We start from the raw sequence: 16,033 nt of genomic DNA, 5'->3' as shown, positions 1-16,033 counted from the left end.
AATTAATCTTTCTTAATATTTCCGTTTCTATCCAAAAGAATATTAATATCTCTGCTTTCTTCATTATTGTCGTTTCTTATAGCGCTTCTTCTCATTCTTGCTTTAGAACTTGTAGAGCTAGTCACGCTAACTTTTACTGCAGAACCTTTTAAATTAGTATCTTTATTAAGAACTATCGTTTTACCACTATTGCCATTAACTTTGTTAGTGACAATATTTCCACTTGCTCCATTTGTATAGCTATCGCAAACTATCATTGCGCCTGGATATAAACTAACATTGCCCGATGCACAATTATTTGTAGGTTTGTTAGTCGTTGTCCAATTACTGCCATTAGTAACGATTTCCGACATCCAATCTAAAAGTAAACCATCCCAACTGCTTACAGAATAACCCGATATTCCACTCGCCGCTGATAAAACTTTTTTATAATCGCCCAATTCTTTTGAAGAAGCTATTGTTTTAAATATTTCATTAGAACCTTTTTTTTGATAAAGCCAATTCATAAATACTGAAGCCGAAGGATAATTAACATGAGTATTATTTTTATTATTATTACTAATATTTGAAGTGTTCCAAGTATAGAAACAATAATAATTTATATTATTAAATCCCTCTATTCTCGATTCCACAGTTGCCTTATTAAATAAAATTGAAGTAGATTCTGAAAGAGCCTCGTTTAACCAAGAAGACATTTCGTTTCTCTCGCCGCTAATTACATAACTATAATTTATTAAATGTTGAAATTCATGAATAATAGTTCCTATTGCATTATCCGTTTTATTATTAGCGTTGCTTATATCCATATATAGAATTTCGCCTTTATTATTGCCATGCATATCGCTCGGATTAAAATATCCTAATACCTGATTGCCACTACCTTTAGTTTTATTAATATCCATTAATAAGATTATTATTTTCCCGTTTGCGTCTATATCGCTATGAGTTCCATAAATATTCGTCATAGAAGTATAATAATAATCAAATTCTTGAGCCAATTTATTTAATGCATAAGAACTAATATTTTCTTTATAACTTGTAAAAAATGTAGTTTGCATATATATAGCCAAATTATCGCTAACTTTTAAAAGATGAGCGGGAATATTAAACCATCCATAAGTATTTCCATTATTTATCATTTGCGCGTAAAATACTCTATCTTCGCTTAAGCCCGATTGACTACCTAAATAATTTCTAACCGCGCAAGAATAAAAACTAACGCTAAATAAACAAATTAAACATAATATTTTCTTCATTAAACAATTCTCACTTAAATTAATTCTCTTTCTACCATATATTATATAAAAAAATAAAAATTTTGCAAGCATTTTTTTAAAAATTATTATTTTTTTAATATAAATTCTCTAATAAAAATTATCGAAAAATTGACAAATATAATTTAATAATATATGATAAATTTATTAAATAAACAAAAATTAATAATAAAAATGCGAATTTTGACAAAGATTTTGATATAAACTATATTTTAATAATGAATAACAAAGAATTAAACGATATATTTTCTATAGAAGCCGTTAATTTTATGAGAAAGTCTATAGTAGAAGCCTACGGCAATGAAGTTTATTTTGGAATAAATTTTAACGCTTTGGGAATTTTAGAACATATTGAAGTTATGGCAAGAGGAAATAAAGATTCTGTCCCCGCTATTATATCTCTATCTTTAGAATATGACGCCGTTATTCATAATCATCCATCGGGAGAATTGACGCCTTCAAGAGCCGATTTAATGATTGCAAGCGAACTTGGAAATAATGCGGGAGTCGGTTTTTATATCGTAAATAACGATGTTGACGATTATTACGAAGTTGTCCGCCCGATAAAATCGGAAGATACAAAAACTATAAACTCTCCCGAAGCTTTATATATGTTTACCGAAAACGGGCTTTTAAGCAAATTATTAAAAAAATACGAATACAGACAGGAACAAACCGAACTTGTAGAAGCGACTATTGAAGCTTTTAATAATAATAAACATTTAATATCGGAAGCGGGAACGGGAATCGGAAAATCATTCGCTTATTTAATTCCCGCTCTTTTATGGCTTAAAGAAAATAAAACAAGAATAGTAGTTTCAACTAATACGATTAATTTGCAAGAACAGATTATTTCAAAAGATTTACCTTCAATAATTGACGCTATAGCTCCAAATGTTAAATACGCTTTAGTTAAAGGCAGGAATAATTATGTATGCATAAAAAAAGTTAAAGACACATTAAACGATTTAGACAGATTAGATTTTGACGAACAGATTAATTTTTTTGAAAGTATCGATAATTGGCTTAACATAACAAAAGACGGTTCAATAACAGATTTAGGCTATAAACCGAAAAGCGAATTATGGGAAATGGTTTGTTGCGATACGGACACTTGCACTCATAGAAAATGCGAATATTTGGAAGAATGCTATTTTTATAAAATGCGAAAACAATTAAATGCATCTCAACTTTTAATTGTAAATCATCATATATTATGCGCCGATTTGTCTTTATATGCGGAAACTTCGGGAAGATATAGTTTGCTCCCGAGATATACGAAAGTTATAATTGACGAAGCTCATAATTTTGAAAATTCCGCTTCAAGTTATTTTGGAAACGAAGGAAGTAAAAACGGAATATTAAAAGCTTTATTTTATATTTCAAGAATTAAGAAAAATAAAAGACTAGGAATTATAGAAACAATTAACAAAATGTTAAACGAAAATAAATCTTTAATTGAAAATAGCGAATATAACGAAATAGTAGAAATTATAAATATAGCTCATGATACTGTAAATAGAGTTAGAAATATTGTAGACGAATCTTCAAAACAATTTATAACTTACTGCCATAAAAATATTAAAACTAAAGAAGGATTAGGATATAAATTTAGAATAAGTCCCGAAATAATAAGCGCGGAACATTGGCAAAACGAAGGATTAAAACATTTAAGAGAAATAGTTATAATAATCGGCTCTTTGGTTAATCTATGCGACAGATTATATAAAAAATTTTTTGATATCGCTATAGAAAATAATTTTGACTATGAAGAAATCGCTCAAATGTCAAATGCATATTTGGAGAGATTAAAAAATCAACTTATCTCTTTAAACTCTACAATCGATTATAAAAAAGACGAATATATAAGATGGATTGAAGCGAGACTTACAAAAAAAGGAAGCGTTGTTCTTAATTGGCATTTAACTCCCGTGACTGTCGCTAAAAATTTAAATGATTATTTATATATGAGATTCGATACTGTCGCTATGTATTCCGCTACTTTAACCGTTTCAAAAAGTTTTAATTTCTTTTCAAATAGATTAGGATTTGATTATATAGAACAAAATAAAAAAATAGAAATTTATTTAGAATCTCCTTTTAATTACGAAAAAAATGCAAGGCTTTATATTGCAAACGATATGCCCGATGTGTCAAGCGAAACTTTCAACGATTTTACTTCAAAAGTTTTGCTTGAAATATGCGATATAACGGGCGGAAGAGCTTTTATATTATTTACATCTTTTTCTTCTCTTATGAACGTTTATCAAAGCACGGAAAAAGAATTAAAGAAAAAAAATATAAATCCTTTAGCTCAAACTTCTTCAATACATAGACATACTTTACTTGATATGTTTAAAGCTTCTTCAAATAATGTGCTTTACGGAGTAGATTCTTTTTGGGAAGGAGTCGATGTCGCGGGAGAAAATTTAGAAGTCGTAATAATTCCTAAACTTCCATTTGCCGTGCCAACGGACCCGATAAGCGAAGGCAGATATAGATATATTGAAGAAAACGGAGGAAGCGCTTTTATGGATTACGCTTTGCCGCTCGCAGTTATAAAATTTAAGCAAGGTTTCGGTCGACTTATAAGAAGCAAAGAAGACAGAGGAGTGGTTTTCGTTTTAGATAGAAGACTTTACGGTAAAAATTATGGAGTTAAATTTATTCAATCTCTTCCGAAAGCGAAAATATTAAAAGCAAGTATGAAAGAAATTTTTGAAGATATGAATAAATTTTTTGACGGTTCTAAATGACTTAATGGTAATTTCTTTTTTTCTAAAAAATAATATATAATAAACGATAAATTTTTTAATAAAATTTTAAACAATATTTAAAGAATAATATTTTAATTTGTAAAGAGAAAATTTTATGACGCTTAATAACGAAAAAACTAAAAAAATTATTTATTTTCTTTCCGTATTAATTTTATCGGCGGTTGCGATTATTCCTTATCTCGTATATATGGGAATTATATTTACTTTTAAACCAGATTACAAAGGAGAAGAATTTATACCGACAATATTTATCAATTCTTTTCCTTTTCAAATATTTTATTTTTTATGTTATTCTGCGATTTTTAATTTATATCCGCTAAACAAAAAAGTTATTTTGCTCTCTTTTCTTTCGTTTCTTTTAATATTTTTAATTTGGCATTCTTTAAATTATCTAATGCCGATAGGATTTTTATATTCGACAAACGAAGAATTAAATATTCCATTTTTTCAAATGCATATAATTACAAATATATTTTCTTTCGTCATATTTTTTATTTTGGCATGTTTATCCTACAATAAATTTATAATAAACGACATTAAAAACATAAATAAATTTTTTACGCTAACGGGAAACACAATAATATTTTCTTTAATAATTTATTTTATATTAATTATTATTTGGATTTTATATACTCTATTATTTTCTATAATGATTAAAATTTTTGATTTTGAATTAAATGGCAATTTAGAAATGTTTTTATTTTTCAAAATTCCAATTATAATTTTTATTTTTCTTTGCGGAGTCGCTCCTTTTGTTTCGTATATTTTATTCTCGACATTTAAAAAATTAGAAAATATTTCAATATATTTTGCAAGAGGAATTATTTTGATTTTTTTATTTTTGGAATTTACCGCGTTGCTCGGACTTTTCTCTCCATTACTTCGTCCTTACGAAAATAAATTTATTTTTATAATTTATAATATTCTTATCGCTTTAATTGCGGCGACATTATTTTTTATATCTCCAAATTATAAGGCGGGAGTTTTTGCAAAAGCGATTTATTTGATAACTCCGATTTTTTCCTCTCTGTTTAATTTAGTCGTTTTAAGCGCGACAATATTTAGAATTATCGAATACAAAATTACGGCGACAAAAATAACTTTGCTTTTAACGAATATAGCAATTTTAATTCATTTGATAATAATTTCGGTTTGCAATATTAAATCGATTATAAAATATTTGAAATCAGAAAATATAGAAATTGGAGACGACAAAACCGTTTTTTATATGTATGTTTACGGAACGTTAGCTTTTGTAGTTTGTTTTATAATTCCGATTGTTTTTAAGGTTGATTAAATATAATTTTTATTCTATACTAAAAACATGAAACTTGAAAATTTTTATTACACGAAAGAATATAAAAATCATTGGATAAAATACGGCGGTTTATTCGACAAAAAATATTTTATCGAAGAAAAAGAAACTAAAATAAATAATAACTTTATTATTAAACATAAAAAATATTTCGGCAATATTCATAATAAGGATATAATCGGATACGAAAGAAAGATTTTTAATTATCGCAATAAAATTTTTTATTATAAAAGCGATGATGCAAGAATTTATAAAATCATAAAACATAAAAATCAAAACGATTATTTTATATTTAATAGAGATTTATCGGGTTTTTCAATTTTGAATTTAAATAACAGGAAAGAAGAGATTAATTTTTATAATAATAAATTTATAGAAAATAAAGGAATATTGGTATTTGTAGATTTAGATTATTATTGCATAGAAAACGGAAGAATTATTTTTTATGTTTTTTATTTTTCAGAAGCGGAAAATAACGCTTATAAAAGAATATTCAGCCATCTTATATACGATTTTTCAAATCCCGAAAACCTCGATAATAAAAATATTGTTTTAATCGATATAAGAGATATTATTTTAAAAAAGTATAATAAAGAATTAGATTTTACATATCAATCTTATTTTAATAACGGCGATATAATTATTGAAGATTTTAATAATAAAGAAAAATTTATTATTGAAGAAAAAGATTATATAACAAAATAATTTTTTATAATTAAAAACTTAAAATATTATTCTTTTACCGCTCCGCCTGTTAAACCTGATATAAAATATTTTTGCAAAGCTAAAAATACTGCCATTATTGGAGCGACAGCAAATATAGCGCCTACCATTATCTGTCCATAATCTATTCTTGTATCCGATTTTAATTGCGCCAAAGCTACGGGCAAAGTAAATTTTTCAGGGTCGTTTAATATTATAAGAGGCCATGTGAAGTTTGTCCATTGAGCTACAAACATATAAATTCCTAAAGCCGTTAAAGCTGGAATCATTAAAGGCATAACGATTTTTACAAATATTGTCCATTCGTTCGCTCCGTCAATTCTCGCCGCTTCTATTAAAGTATCGGGGACTGCATGAAAATTCTGCCTCATTAAAAATATTCCAAAAGCTCCAGCTATATCGGGAAGAATAATCGCTAAATGAGTATTGGAAAGCTTTAACGCTGTCATCATTCTATATAACGGAACTAATTTTGCATGAGCGGGAAGCATCATAGTAAGCATTATAATAATAAAAACTATATTTCTGCCTTTATAATTAAATTTTGAAATAGAATAAGCCGCCATAGAACATATTAGAAGATTAATCGCCGTGTATATTATGGCAATCTTAAAAGAATTAAATAACGCACTCCATATTGGAATCCTCTCCTGCAAATTTTTAAGATTTTCAAAAAATCTATCGCCAAAAGTTATAGGAGGCGGGAATAAAAATATATCGCCCGAAACTCTCGTTGACGCTACAAACATAAAAAATAAAGGATATACACATGCTATAAGCCCTATAGATAAAACTATATATAATATTATTCTTGTTATTTTTTGTCGTTTTCCGTTTATCATTTTGTATTTTCTCCAACTTTCATTTGCAATCTTGAAAGAACGCCTACTATTACAAGTATAGCTACCGATATTGTGGCGGCGTAAGTCAAATTAATAGATTGAAAAGCCTGCCTATAAATATATAATCCCAAACTTATTGTAGAATTATTCGGTCCTCCGTTTGTAAGCAAATAAGGTTCGGTAAATAAATTCAAAGTTCCTATAGTCGATAATATTGTAGAAAATAATATAACGGGCTTTAACATGGGAATGGTTATATTTACAAATTTATGAAAAGCGTTAGCTCCGTCTATAGTAGCCGCTTCATAATAATCGTTTGGTATGCTTTGAAGTCCCGCTAAAATTATTATCATATTATATCCCGTCCATCTCCATGTCATTATAAGCATTATTAAAAATCTTGCTGGCCAAGTTTGAGTAAGCCACATAACAGGACTAATATTTATAATAGACAGTAGAAAATTTATAACGCCTCTTTCTTGAAATAATAAAACGAATATCAAGCTATAAGCGACAGACTCGACTATAAACGGTATAAAATATATCGTTCTAAATAAGCCTTTTAATTTTGTAATTCCGTTATGCAAAGCCATAGCAAGCAATATAGCCAACAAAGTCATTATAGGAACTTGTATAATTAAATATATAAGAGAATTTTTCAAAGAAGTATAAAAATATTGGTCGGATAAAAGTCTCTTAAAATTCTGAAGCCCTGCAAATACGATATCTCCTCTTCTTGTAGTCATAAAACTTAAATATATAGTTTCAATTAAAGGATATATACTAAAACATAATATAAAAATTAAGGCTGGCGCTATAAAAAGCCATGGAGTTATATTCTTTTTCTTAATTTTCATTTTTTACTCCGATTTTATTTAGCTATCTTTCTTCCAGTGGAAGAACTTATTTGATTAGCGGCGTTATTCAATGTATTTTGTATATCCGAATTATTATTCAATATATCTTCATATACGCTTAACGCAATATTTCTAATTTCAGAATAATCGTCAGAGGTAAATATTGCAGGAGGAATTTCTCTCGTCACTTCGCCAAGCAGTTGATTATAAAACTGATTTCCAAAATAAGGGTCAGCAGTATTAAATCTTTCATCATCGTAAACGGGAAGATATGAAGGAAATAAACCGAATTTATCATACATTAAAAGCTGACTATCAACCGACAATAAAGAATGCTCTATAAAAGCCCAAGAAGCCGCTTGTTTTATAGGGTCGGACGCGGTTATCGTTAGAGTAGAGCCTCCATGCGATGAAGCTCTCGCTCCGTTTTCATTAATTGTAGGCATTTTCATAGCTCTCCATTTTCCTTTCATTTCAGGCATTTGGTCTTTTATAGTTCCTCCCCACCAAGCGGCAATAATATAAGTGGCGACTTCTCCGTTTTTATTCGCTCTTATAGTTCCGTCCCAGTTTACTGTATTCAAAGCCAAACCTTCGTCTATTAATCTTCTTAAAATCGTTATGCTTTCAACGGCTTTAGGAGACGATATTGTTATATCTCCGTCTCTATTCAAATAATAAACATTATTTTGAACCATTAAATCTCTCCAAAATCCGTCATCTTGAACGAATGGCCATCCGATAAATTTTACATTAGGCATCTTTCCCTGAAATTCTTTTCCTACTCTGTATAAAATCTTCCCAAGTGACTATTGAATCTGGATTTATTCCCGCTTGTCTAAATAAATCTTCTCTATAATACATAACCACTGGACCAGAATCCCAAGCTATAGCTACAAGTTTTCCTTCGCTGTCGTAACTTGTTGTAACTTTTGAAGGGTCGACTATTTGGTCTATATCCGAAGGAGCGAGACTTTTCAAATCCAAGAAATATTTTGGATATTTTTCCGCAAACGACTGAACATAATCGCTTTCTATAGTCATTATGTCGGGTATTCCTTCTCCAGATGCAAGAACGATTCCGTATCTTTCAAAAGCTGGACCTGCGCCTCCGAATTCCTGAACATTTACTTTAATGTTAGGATACTTTTCGTTAAAAGTTTTAGCCGTTTCCATTAAAGCTTTAGCGGCTACATTCCAACTCCAAACCGTTATTTCCGTTTCGGTATTTTCGTCAATCGCAGGCAATTCTACGATTTCGTTTTTTGATTTTGAATCTCCGCATGAAATAACCGCTATTGTGAGCAATGTAGCAAATACAATTTTACAAAAATATTTCATAAATATAAACTCCGTAAAATAAAATTATTTATTAACTTATAACTTTTTGTCAAAAAGTCAATAGTATTTTTTATTAACATTTTTTATTTAACTATCTTTCTTCCCGTAGCTCCGCTTATTTGACTCGCAGCCTGTTCCAAAGCGGATTTAATATCTCTATTATTATTTAATACATCTTCATAAACGCTTACTACGGTATTTTTTATTTCCGCAAAATCTTTGGACGCATAAATAACATTTGGGATTTCTTTTGTAACATCCGCCAATATTTTATTAAAATCGTCTCCAAAATAATCGTCAGATTTTAAGAATCTCTCATCGTCATAAGTCGGCAAATAAGAAGGAAATAAACTATATTTTTCATACATCATAAGTTGATTATCCACATTCATTAAACTTTCTTTTATAAACTCCAAAGCCGCCGCCTGTTTAATCGGTTCGCTTGCCGTTATGGAAAGTCCCGCTCCGCCAGAAGAAGACGCTCTTGCTCCGTCAGGAAATGCTGGTATAGGCGCTATTTTCCATTTTCCTTTCATTTCTGGCATTTGGTCTTTTATAGTGCCTCCCCACCATCCGCCCATAATCCATGAAGCCAATTCTCCGTTTTTATTTGCAACGATACCGCCATCCCAATTTATAGTATTTTTTGCAACTCCTTCGTCTATTAGTCTCTTTATCATTTGAAGAGTTTCAATCGCCTTTGAAGACGCTACCGTTATCTCGCCTTTATTATTTAAATAATAAGATTTATTCGCCACAAGCAAACATCTGAATAAATTTTCATCTTGAGTGAAAGGAAGCCCCGTCATTGTTATATTTGGAAATTTTTCTTTTAATTTTTTTCCCGCCGAAATATAATCTTCAAAAGTAATTATAGAATTTATATCGATTCCCGCTTGATTAAATAAATCTTCTCTATAAAACATAACGACAGGACCAGAATCCCAAGGAATAGAAACGAGTTTTCCTTCGCTGTCATAACTTGTGGAAATTTTAGAAGGGTCGACTTTTCCATCTATGTCTATATATCCGTTCATATCAAAAAAATATTGAGGATAAGTTTCCGCAAATGTTTGAACATAATCGCTTTCTATTTGAATTATATCGGGAACTCCAACTCCAGAAGATAAAATTACGCTATATCTTTCGTATACATTTTGAGCGAGTCCGTATTCCTGAACATTTACTTTAATTTTAGGATATTTTTGATTAAAACTTTTTGCCGATTCTACCAAAGCTTTTGCCGCGACATTCCATGCCCAAACTGTTATTTCAGTTTCAGTATTCTCGTCTATTGTCGGCAATTTGCTAACCGTTTGTTTTGTTTTTGAGTTTCCGCAAGACAATATTAATATGCTTGATAAAATAATAGATATTAGTTTTGATTGTAATCTCATATAAATGCCCCCAATTTTTTATTTATATAGTTAAATATATACAATTTAAAATTAAAAGTCAAGAATATATTTAAATTAATTCCTACTTTTGCAATAAATAAAATATATAATAAGAAATCGGAGCGGTTAATATAACGCTATCGAATATATCGAAAACTCCGCCATGTCCAGGAAACATTTTTGAAGAATCTTTTGTGTCATACATTCTCTTTATTAAACTTTCACCCATATCTCCCAAAAAACTTGTAAGAATAAATATCGAAGTTAATATTATAATTTGATGCAATGAAAAATTTGGAATATTTTTACCAAGCAGAAAAACCAAATAATTTTTTGAATATAAATAATAATAAAGAATTATCAAAGGAAGCGTAAATATAAACATTCCTATAAAACCTTCCCAACTTTTATTAGGCGAAGCAGAATTTGAAAGTTTATGTTTTCCAAACTCTCGCCCTATAACATATCCTCCCGTATCGCTTAACCAAGCGCACATAAATATAAATACCATATAATATTTTCCGCTCGGCATAAATCTCATTAAAGAAATATGCCAAATTCCAAGTCCGACATAAATAAAACAGAAAACCGCAGTTAATATCGCTCTTCCTTTTTCTTCAAAAGTGGAAACATTAACCTTAAAAATATTTATTAAAAATAAAGCCGCTATTAAAGCGAAAACCATAATCAAAGACAAATCCATCGAAGGATTTTTTGTTTCTACTATTTTATATAACGAAGAAAAATCGCCTACAAAAACTTTAGGTCCGCAAATAGTTATAACATATCCTAAAACCATAGCAATCATTGTAGTTATTACGGTTCTTAAATTTTTTTGTCTATGCACTTTTGCCATATAAAAAATTTCCAAAGCGCTAAAAATCGATATTGATAATATAAGCAAATGAAATAAAAAAATTAATCTATCGTAAAATAATATAAATGTAAATAACGGCAAAGTTAGAATAACCGATATAAGCCTTTTTCTCATATTTTAAAGTCCTCCGAATCTTCTGATTCTATTTGAATATTCGTTTATAGAAATTTTAAAATCTTCTTTTGAAAAATCGGGCCACAATATGTTTGTAAAATATAATTCGCTATAAGACGCTTGATACATTAAAAAATTACTCAATCTATTCTCTCCCGAAGTTCTTATAATAAAATCTGGGTCGGGAATATTTTTCGTATATAAATAGTTTGATATTAGAGTTTCGTCAATATCGTCTATATTTATAATTTCGTTTTTTATATCTTTGCATATATTTTTTACGGCGTTTTTCATTTCATCTCTAAATCCGTAATTTAAAGCCAAAATAACCGTCAATATGGGATTTTTGCATTTTTCCGCGGTTTCGCTTTCCGTTTCTTTAATAGTTTTTACGGTATCTTTAGGAAAAGCTTCAATATCTCCAATATGTTTAACCAAAATATTATTCGATATTAATCTTTTAATTTCTTTTTTATAGAATTCTTTTAATAATTTGAAAAGCGCTTTTTTTTCTTCTTCTGGACGCCTCCAATTTTCCGTTGAAAAAGCGTATAAAGTTAAATACTTAATATTTAGTTCGCAGCATGCCTCGACTATTTTAATTACATTTTCGCTTCCGCTTCTATGCCCATAACTTCTGCTTTTATTATGAGCCTTTGCCCATCTTCCGTTTCCGTCCATTATTATAGCCACATGCTTTGGAATATTATCGTTTATCATATAGTATCTAATTCTTTTTCTTTAGAGCCAATCAATTCGTCTACTTTTTTTATATAGGAATCTGTATCGGTTTGTATTTTCTTCTCTTGATTCTTTGATTCGTCTTCGGTTATAGTTTTATCTTTTAATTCTTTTTTTATTTTATCGTTTTCGTCTCTTCTTATATTTCTAATCGATATTTTTGCCTCTTCTCCTCTATGTCTAACGCCTTTTTTTAATTCTTCTCTTCTTTCTTTAGTAAGCTCTGGAACTACTATTCTAATATTTCCCGATTCATTGAAAGGATTAAATCCTAAATCCGATTTTAATATAGCTTTTTCTATATCGCCAATCAAAGCTTTATCGAAAGGTTGAATCATTATCGTTTTTGCATCGGGCGTTGTCACATTGCCGACTTGTTTCAAAGGCATATTGCTTCCGTAAGCTTCAACTTTTATGCCGTCCAATATTGAAGCGTTTGCTCTTCCCGTTCTTATTCCTTTCAAATCGTTTTGTAAGCTATTAATGGTTTTTTCCATTCTTTCTTTATAAGATTCTTTTGCCATAGAAAATCCTTTTTTGTTTTTAATTTAGATTATAATTTATTTAAGAATAAAAGCAAATGTTTTTTTATATTTTATTTAATTAGGCTTTAAATTATATAAAATATATGTTATACTTTAACGGATTTAATAAATTTATTTGTATAGTTAAGGTTTTTTATGTTTTTAGAAGAATGCGAAATAATAGAAAATGTAAAAATATCGGCAGATAAATTTTTATTAAAAGTAAAATCCGAAAAATCATTTAAATGCGTAAAAGCTGGACAATTCTTTATGCTTAAATGCGATTCATATTTGAGAAGACCGATAAGCGTTCATTATGCAGATAAAAATATTTTAGAGTTTTATTATCAAGTCAAAGGAAATGGAACAAAATATTTATCTAATTTAAAAAAGTCCGATTCTATAAATATTCAAGGAGCTTTAGGCAACGGATTTGAAACTAATATAAATAATAAAAATTTGCTTTTAGTGGCGGGCGGAATGGGAATAGCGCCTTTTAAACTTTTAATAAATAATTTGATTAAAAATAAAAACAATATCTCTCTTATTTTCGGCGGAGCTAATGAAAGCGCAATAAAAATAATCGAGAGATTCGATATTAATAATATTAAACTTTATATAACTACAGATGACGGTTCTGTAGGCGATAAATGTAATTGCGTAGAAAAAACAAAAGAATTATTAAAAGAAAATAAATTCGATTTAATTTATACTTGCGGTCCCGAGATTATGATGAAAGGAATAATAAAATTGTCTTTAGAAAATAATATAAAATGTTTTGCTTCTTTAGAAAGAAGAATGGCTTGCGGAGTAAATGCATGTTTAGGATGCAATGTAGAAATATTGAAAAATGAAAATACTAAAAATACAAAAAAAAATAAATATATATTAAAAAAAGTTTGCCATGACGGTCCCGTATTTGATGCAAAATATTTAATGGTATAGAATTAAAATTATGTCAAAATTAAGAATCAATTTTTTAGGAAAAGAATTAAAAAATCCCGTTATAACCTCTTCGGGATGTTTTGGCTACGGAGAAGAATATAATAATTATTTCAATGTCGATAAACTCGGAGCTGTGAACTTAAAAGGAATAACTTTAAATAAAAGAGAAGGAAACAAAGGAATAAGAATAGCCGAAACTCCTTCGGGCATGATTAATTGCATAGGTTTGGAAAATCCAGGAATAGAATATTTTAGAGATAATATAATTAAAAATATAAAATATAAAGCTCCAATAATTCTTAATATAAACGGAGAGAGCGAAGAAGAATATATAAAAATTTCGGAAATTGCAAACGAAATAGAGAGAGTCGATTTTATAGAATTAAATATATCCTGCCCAAATGTAAAAAACGGCGTAATGGCTTTTGGAATAAATTGCAAAACTGCAGAAAATCTAACAAAATCCGTAAAAAAAGTTTTAACTAAAAAACCTCTTATAGTAAAACTCTCGCCGAATGTTACCGATATAACGGAAATTGCAAAATCGGTTGAAAGCGCTGGAGCAGATGCCGTTTCTTTGGTAAACACTTTTTTAGCAATGAAAATCGATACAAAAACAAAAAAGCCTTTACTCGGAAATATATTCGGAGGATTATCGGGAGGATGCATAAAACCTATAGCGGTTAGAATGGTTTATCAAGTTTTTAAAGCGGTGAAAATTCCAATAATCGGAATGGGCGGAATAGAAAATTTTAATGACGGTTTGGAGTTTATAATGGCGGGAGCTTCTTTAATTTCAATCGGTTCTGGAATATTTTCAAATCCGATTCTTCCAATAGAAGTTATAAACGGAATTGAAAATTATCTTAAAGAAAATAATATAGATAATATAAAAGATTTAATAGGAATAGCGCATAAATGAGATAAGGAGAGTTAATTTTATGAAAGATAGAAATCAATTTATAAATAATCCGAAAGAAAAATTAATTATAGCTTTAGATTTTAATTCTATGAACGAAGCTACAAAACTTATAGACGAACTTGGTGAAGAGGCGATATTTTATAAAGTCGGATTAGAACTCTTTTTATACACTAAAGGAGAGATAATAGAATATTTGGCAAGCAAAAATAAAAAAGTTTTTTTAGATTTGAAATTTCATGATATACCGAACACAACCGCTATGGCTTCTTTATTTGCCGCGAAACAAAATATTTTTATGTTTAATGTTCACACAAGCGGCGGTAAAAGAATGATGGAGAAAACAGTCGAAGAGATTAAAAAAATCAATAAAAATAATTTAATAATCGGAGTTACAGTTTTAACGAGTCTATCCGAAAACGATATAAAAAATATGTTTAGTTCAAATTTAGCTCTTAAAGACCTTGCAGTAAATTGGGCAAAATTAGGAAAAGAAGCGGGATTAGACGGAGTTGTATGCTCGCCAAAAGAAGCGAATATTATAAAAAAAGAATGCGGAGAAAATTTTATAACGGTTTGTCCTGGAGTTCGTCCAAAATGGGCTGATATTAACGACCAAGAAAGAACGATGACGCCGAAAGAAGCCATTGAAAACGGATGCGATTATATTGTTGTTGGCAGACCTATAACAAGAAGCGATGACAGAGTTAAAGCTTGCAAAATGATTATAGAAGAAATAGCCGAAGGAATTGAAAATAATAAAAATTTAAAATCGGTATTAATAGCGGAAGCCTTGCTTGAAACTAACGCCGTTCAATTAAATATTAAAAATCCTTTTACTTTTGTGTCGGGAATAAAAAGCCCGATTTATTGCGACAATAGATATATAATCGGTTTTCCAAAATACAGAAAAATCATAGTTGACGCTTTTGTAGATATTTTAAAAAATAAAGATTTTGACATAGTCGGCGGAACGGCAACGGCGGGAATTCCTTGGGCTTCTTTTATATCTTACGAATTAAATAAACCATTATGTTATATAAGAGCCGAAAAAAAAGAGCATGGAAAAGGCAAACAAATTGAAGGAGCGGAATGCAAAGATAAAAAATTAATATTGATAGAAGATTTAATTTCAACAGGTTCAAGTTCTATTAAAGCTTTTGAAGCCTCCAAAGAAGATGGAGCTATTGGACTTGAAATAATATCTATATTCTCTTATGAATTTGAAAAGGCAAATAAAAATTTTGAAGATGCAAAAATAAAATTCTCTTCACTCTCTAATTTTTCAACTTTAATGAAAATTGCCAAAGATAAAAAATTTATAAGCGAGGAAGATTTTAAAATAGCGATAGAATGGAATAAAAATCCTGATAAATGGCAGAAATAA

Annotated in this window: 15 protein-coding genes; 6 read left to right on the top strand and 9 right to left on the bottom strand. The window is 29.1% G+C overall.

Annotated features, from left to right (window positions below; genetic code table 11):
• Positions 1-2: 2 nt before the first annotated feature.
• On the bottom strand, positions 3-1,256 hold the full coding sequence (locus EPJ79_RS00425) for a peptidase M30 (RefSeq protein WP_147738022.1): 1,254 nt from the start codon (positions 1,254-1,256) through the stop codon (positions 3-5).
• A 236-nt stretch (positions 1,257-1,492) separates the two neighbouring features.
• Between EPJ79_RS00425 and EPJ79_RS00420 the strand changes: the two genes are divergently transcribed.
• The 3 genes from EPJ79_RS00420 to EPJ79_RS00410 all read left to right on the top strand — a co-directional run bounded on the left by EPJ79_RS00420 (position 1,493) and on the right by EPJ79_RS00410 (position 6,071).
• Positions 1,493-4,030, top strand: a complete 2,538-nt coding sequence (locus EPJ79_RS00420; RefSeq protein ID WP_147738021.1) for a helicase C-terminal domain-containing protein — start codon at positions 1,493-1,495, stop codon at positions 4,028-4,030.
• Between the two features lie 115 nt (positions 4,031-4,145).
• Positions 4,146-5,348: a hypothetical protein gene (locus EPJ79_RS00415; RefSeq protein ID WP_147738020.1), complete on the top strand. Its 1,203-nt coding sequence runs from the start codon at positions 4,146-4,148 to the stop codon at positions 5,346-5,348.
• A gap of 27 nt (positions 5,349-5,375) precedes the next feature.
• Positions 5,376-6,071 (top strand): hypothetical protein, encoded by a 696-nt coding sequence (locus EPJ79_RS00410; RefSeq protein ID WP_147738019.1) that lies wholly within the window; start codon positions 5,376-5,378, stop codon positions 6,069-6,071.
• 26 nt (positions 6,072-6,097) lie between these two features.
• Here EPJ79_RS00410 and EPJ79_RS00405 read toward each other — a convergent pair whose 3' ends face one another.
• The 8 genes from EPJ79_RS00405 to frr form a co-directional block, all read right to left on the bottom strand.
• Positions 6,098-6,931 carry a carbohydrate ABC transporter permease gene (locus EPJ79_RS00405; RefSeq protein WP_147738018.1) on the bottom strand — a complete coding sequence of 278 codons (834 nt, stop codon included), beginning with the start codon at positions 6,929-6,931 and terminating at the stop codon, positions 6,098-6,100.
• Positions 6,928-7,788: a carbohydrate ABC transporter permease gene (locus tag EPJ79_RS00400; RefSeq protein WP_147738017.1), complete on the bottom strand. Its 861-nt coding sequence runs from the start codon at positions 7,786-7,788 to the stop codon at positions 6,928-6,930. The genes EPJ79_RS00405 and EPJ79_RS00400 overlap by 4 nt, the downstream gene beginning before the upstream one ends.
• Before the next feature lie 14 nt (positions 7,789-7,802).
• Complete coding sequence (locus EPJ79_RS11865) at positions 7,803-8,549, bottom strand: extracellular solute-binding protein (protein WP_274595991.1); 747 nt, start codon at positions 8,547-8,549, stop codon at positions 7,803-7,805.
• Entirely contained in the window at positions 8,542-9,129 is a 588-nt protein-coding gene (locus EPJ79_RS11860) for an ABC transporter substrate-binding protein (RefSeq protein WP_274595990.1), read from the bottom strand. The genes EPJ79_RS11865 and EPJ79_RS11860 overlap by 8 nt, the downstream gene beginning before the upstream one ends.
• 83 nt (positions 9,130-9,212) lie before the next feature.
• Positions 9,213-10,526 carry an ABC transporter substrate-binding protein gene (locus EPJ79_RS00390; protein ID WP_167497308.1) on the bottom strand — a complete coding sequence of 438 codons (1,314 nt, stop codon included), beginning with the start codon at positions 10,524-10,526 and terminating at the stop codon, positions 9,213-9,215.
• 82 nt (positions 10,527-10,608) lie between these two features.
• Positions 10,609-11,517, bottom strand: a complete 909-nt coding sequence (locus tag EPJ79_RS00385) for a phosphatidate cytidylyltransferase (RefSeq protein ID WP_147526026.1) — start codon at positions 11,515-11,517, stop codon at positions 10,609-10,611.
• 3 nt (positions 11,518-11,520) lie between these two features.
• A complete protein-coding gene (locus tag EPJ79_RS00380; RefSeq protein WP_147735399.1) occupies positions 11,521-12,237 on the bottom strand; it encodes an isoprenyl transferase in 717 nt (238 codons plus the stop codon).
• On the bottom strand, positions 12,234-12,782 hold the full coding sequence (gene frr, locus EPJ79_RS00375) for a ribosome recycling factor (protein WP_021957878.1): 549 nt from the start codon (positions 12,780-12,782) through the stop codon (positions 12,234-12,236). Before frr ends, EPJ79_RS00380 begins: the two co-directional genes overlap by 4 nt.
• A gap of 156 nt (positions 12,783-12,938) precedes the next feature.
• Between frr and EPJ79_RS00370 the strand changes: the two genes are divergently transcribed.
• From EPJ79_RS00370 to pyrF, 3 genes are read left to right on the top strand one after another with little or no spacing between them, the layout of a single operon-like run.
• Positions 12,939-13,727 carry a dihydroorotate dehydrogenase electron transfer subunit gene (locus EPJ79_RS00370; RefSeq protein ID WP_147738016.1) on the top strand — a complete coding sequence of 263 codons (789 nt, stop codon included), beginning with the start codon at positions 12,939-12,941 and terminating at the stop codon, positions 13,725-13,727.
• 10 nt (positions 13,728-13,737) lie between these two features.
• On the top strand, positions 13,738-14,649 hold the full coding sequence (locus tag EPJ79_RS00365; protein ID WP_147738015.1) for a dihydroorotate dehydrogenase: 912 nt from the start codon (positions 13,738-13,740) through the stop codon (positions 14,647-14,649).
• 19 nt (positions 14,650-14,668) lie between these two features.
• Complete coding sequence (gene pyrF / locus EPJ79_RS00360) at positions 14,669-16,033, top strand: orotidine-5'-phosphate decarboxylase (RefSeq protein WP_147738014.1); 1,365 nt, start codon at positions 14,669-14,671, stop codon at positions 16,031-16,033.

This window comes from Brachyspira aalborgi, assembly GCF_008016455.1.
Taxonomy (GTDB): domain Bacteria; phylum Spirochaetota; class Brachyspiria; order Brachyspirales; family Brachyspiraceae; genus Brachyspira; species Brachyspira aalborgi.
The sequence above is the reverse complement of the archived record's forward strand: the minus strand, read 5'-3'. Positions and strand labels throughout refer to the sequence as shown.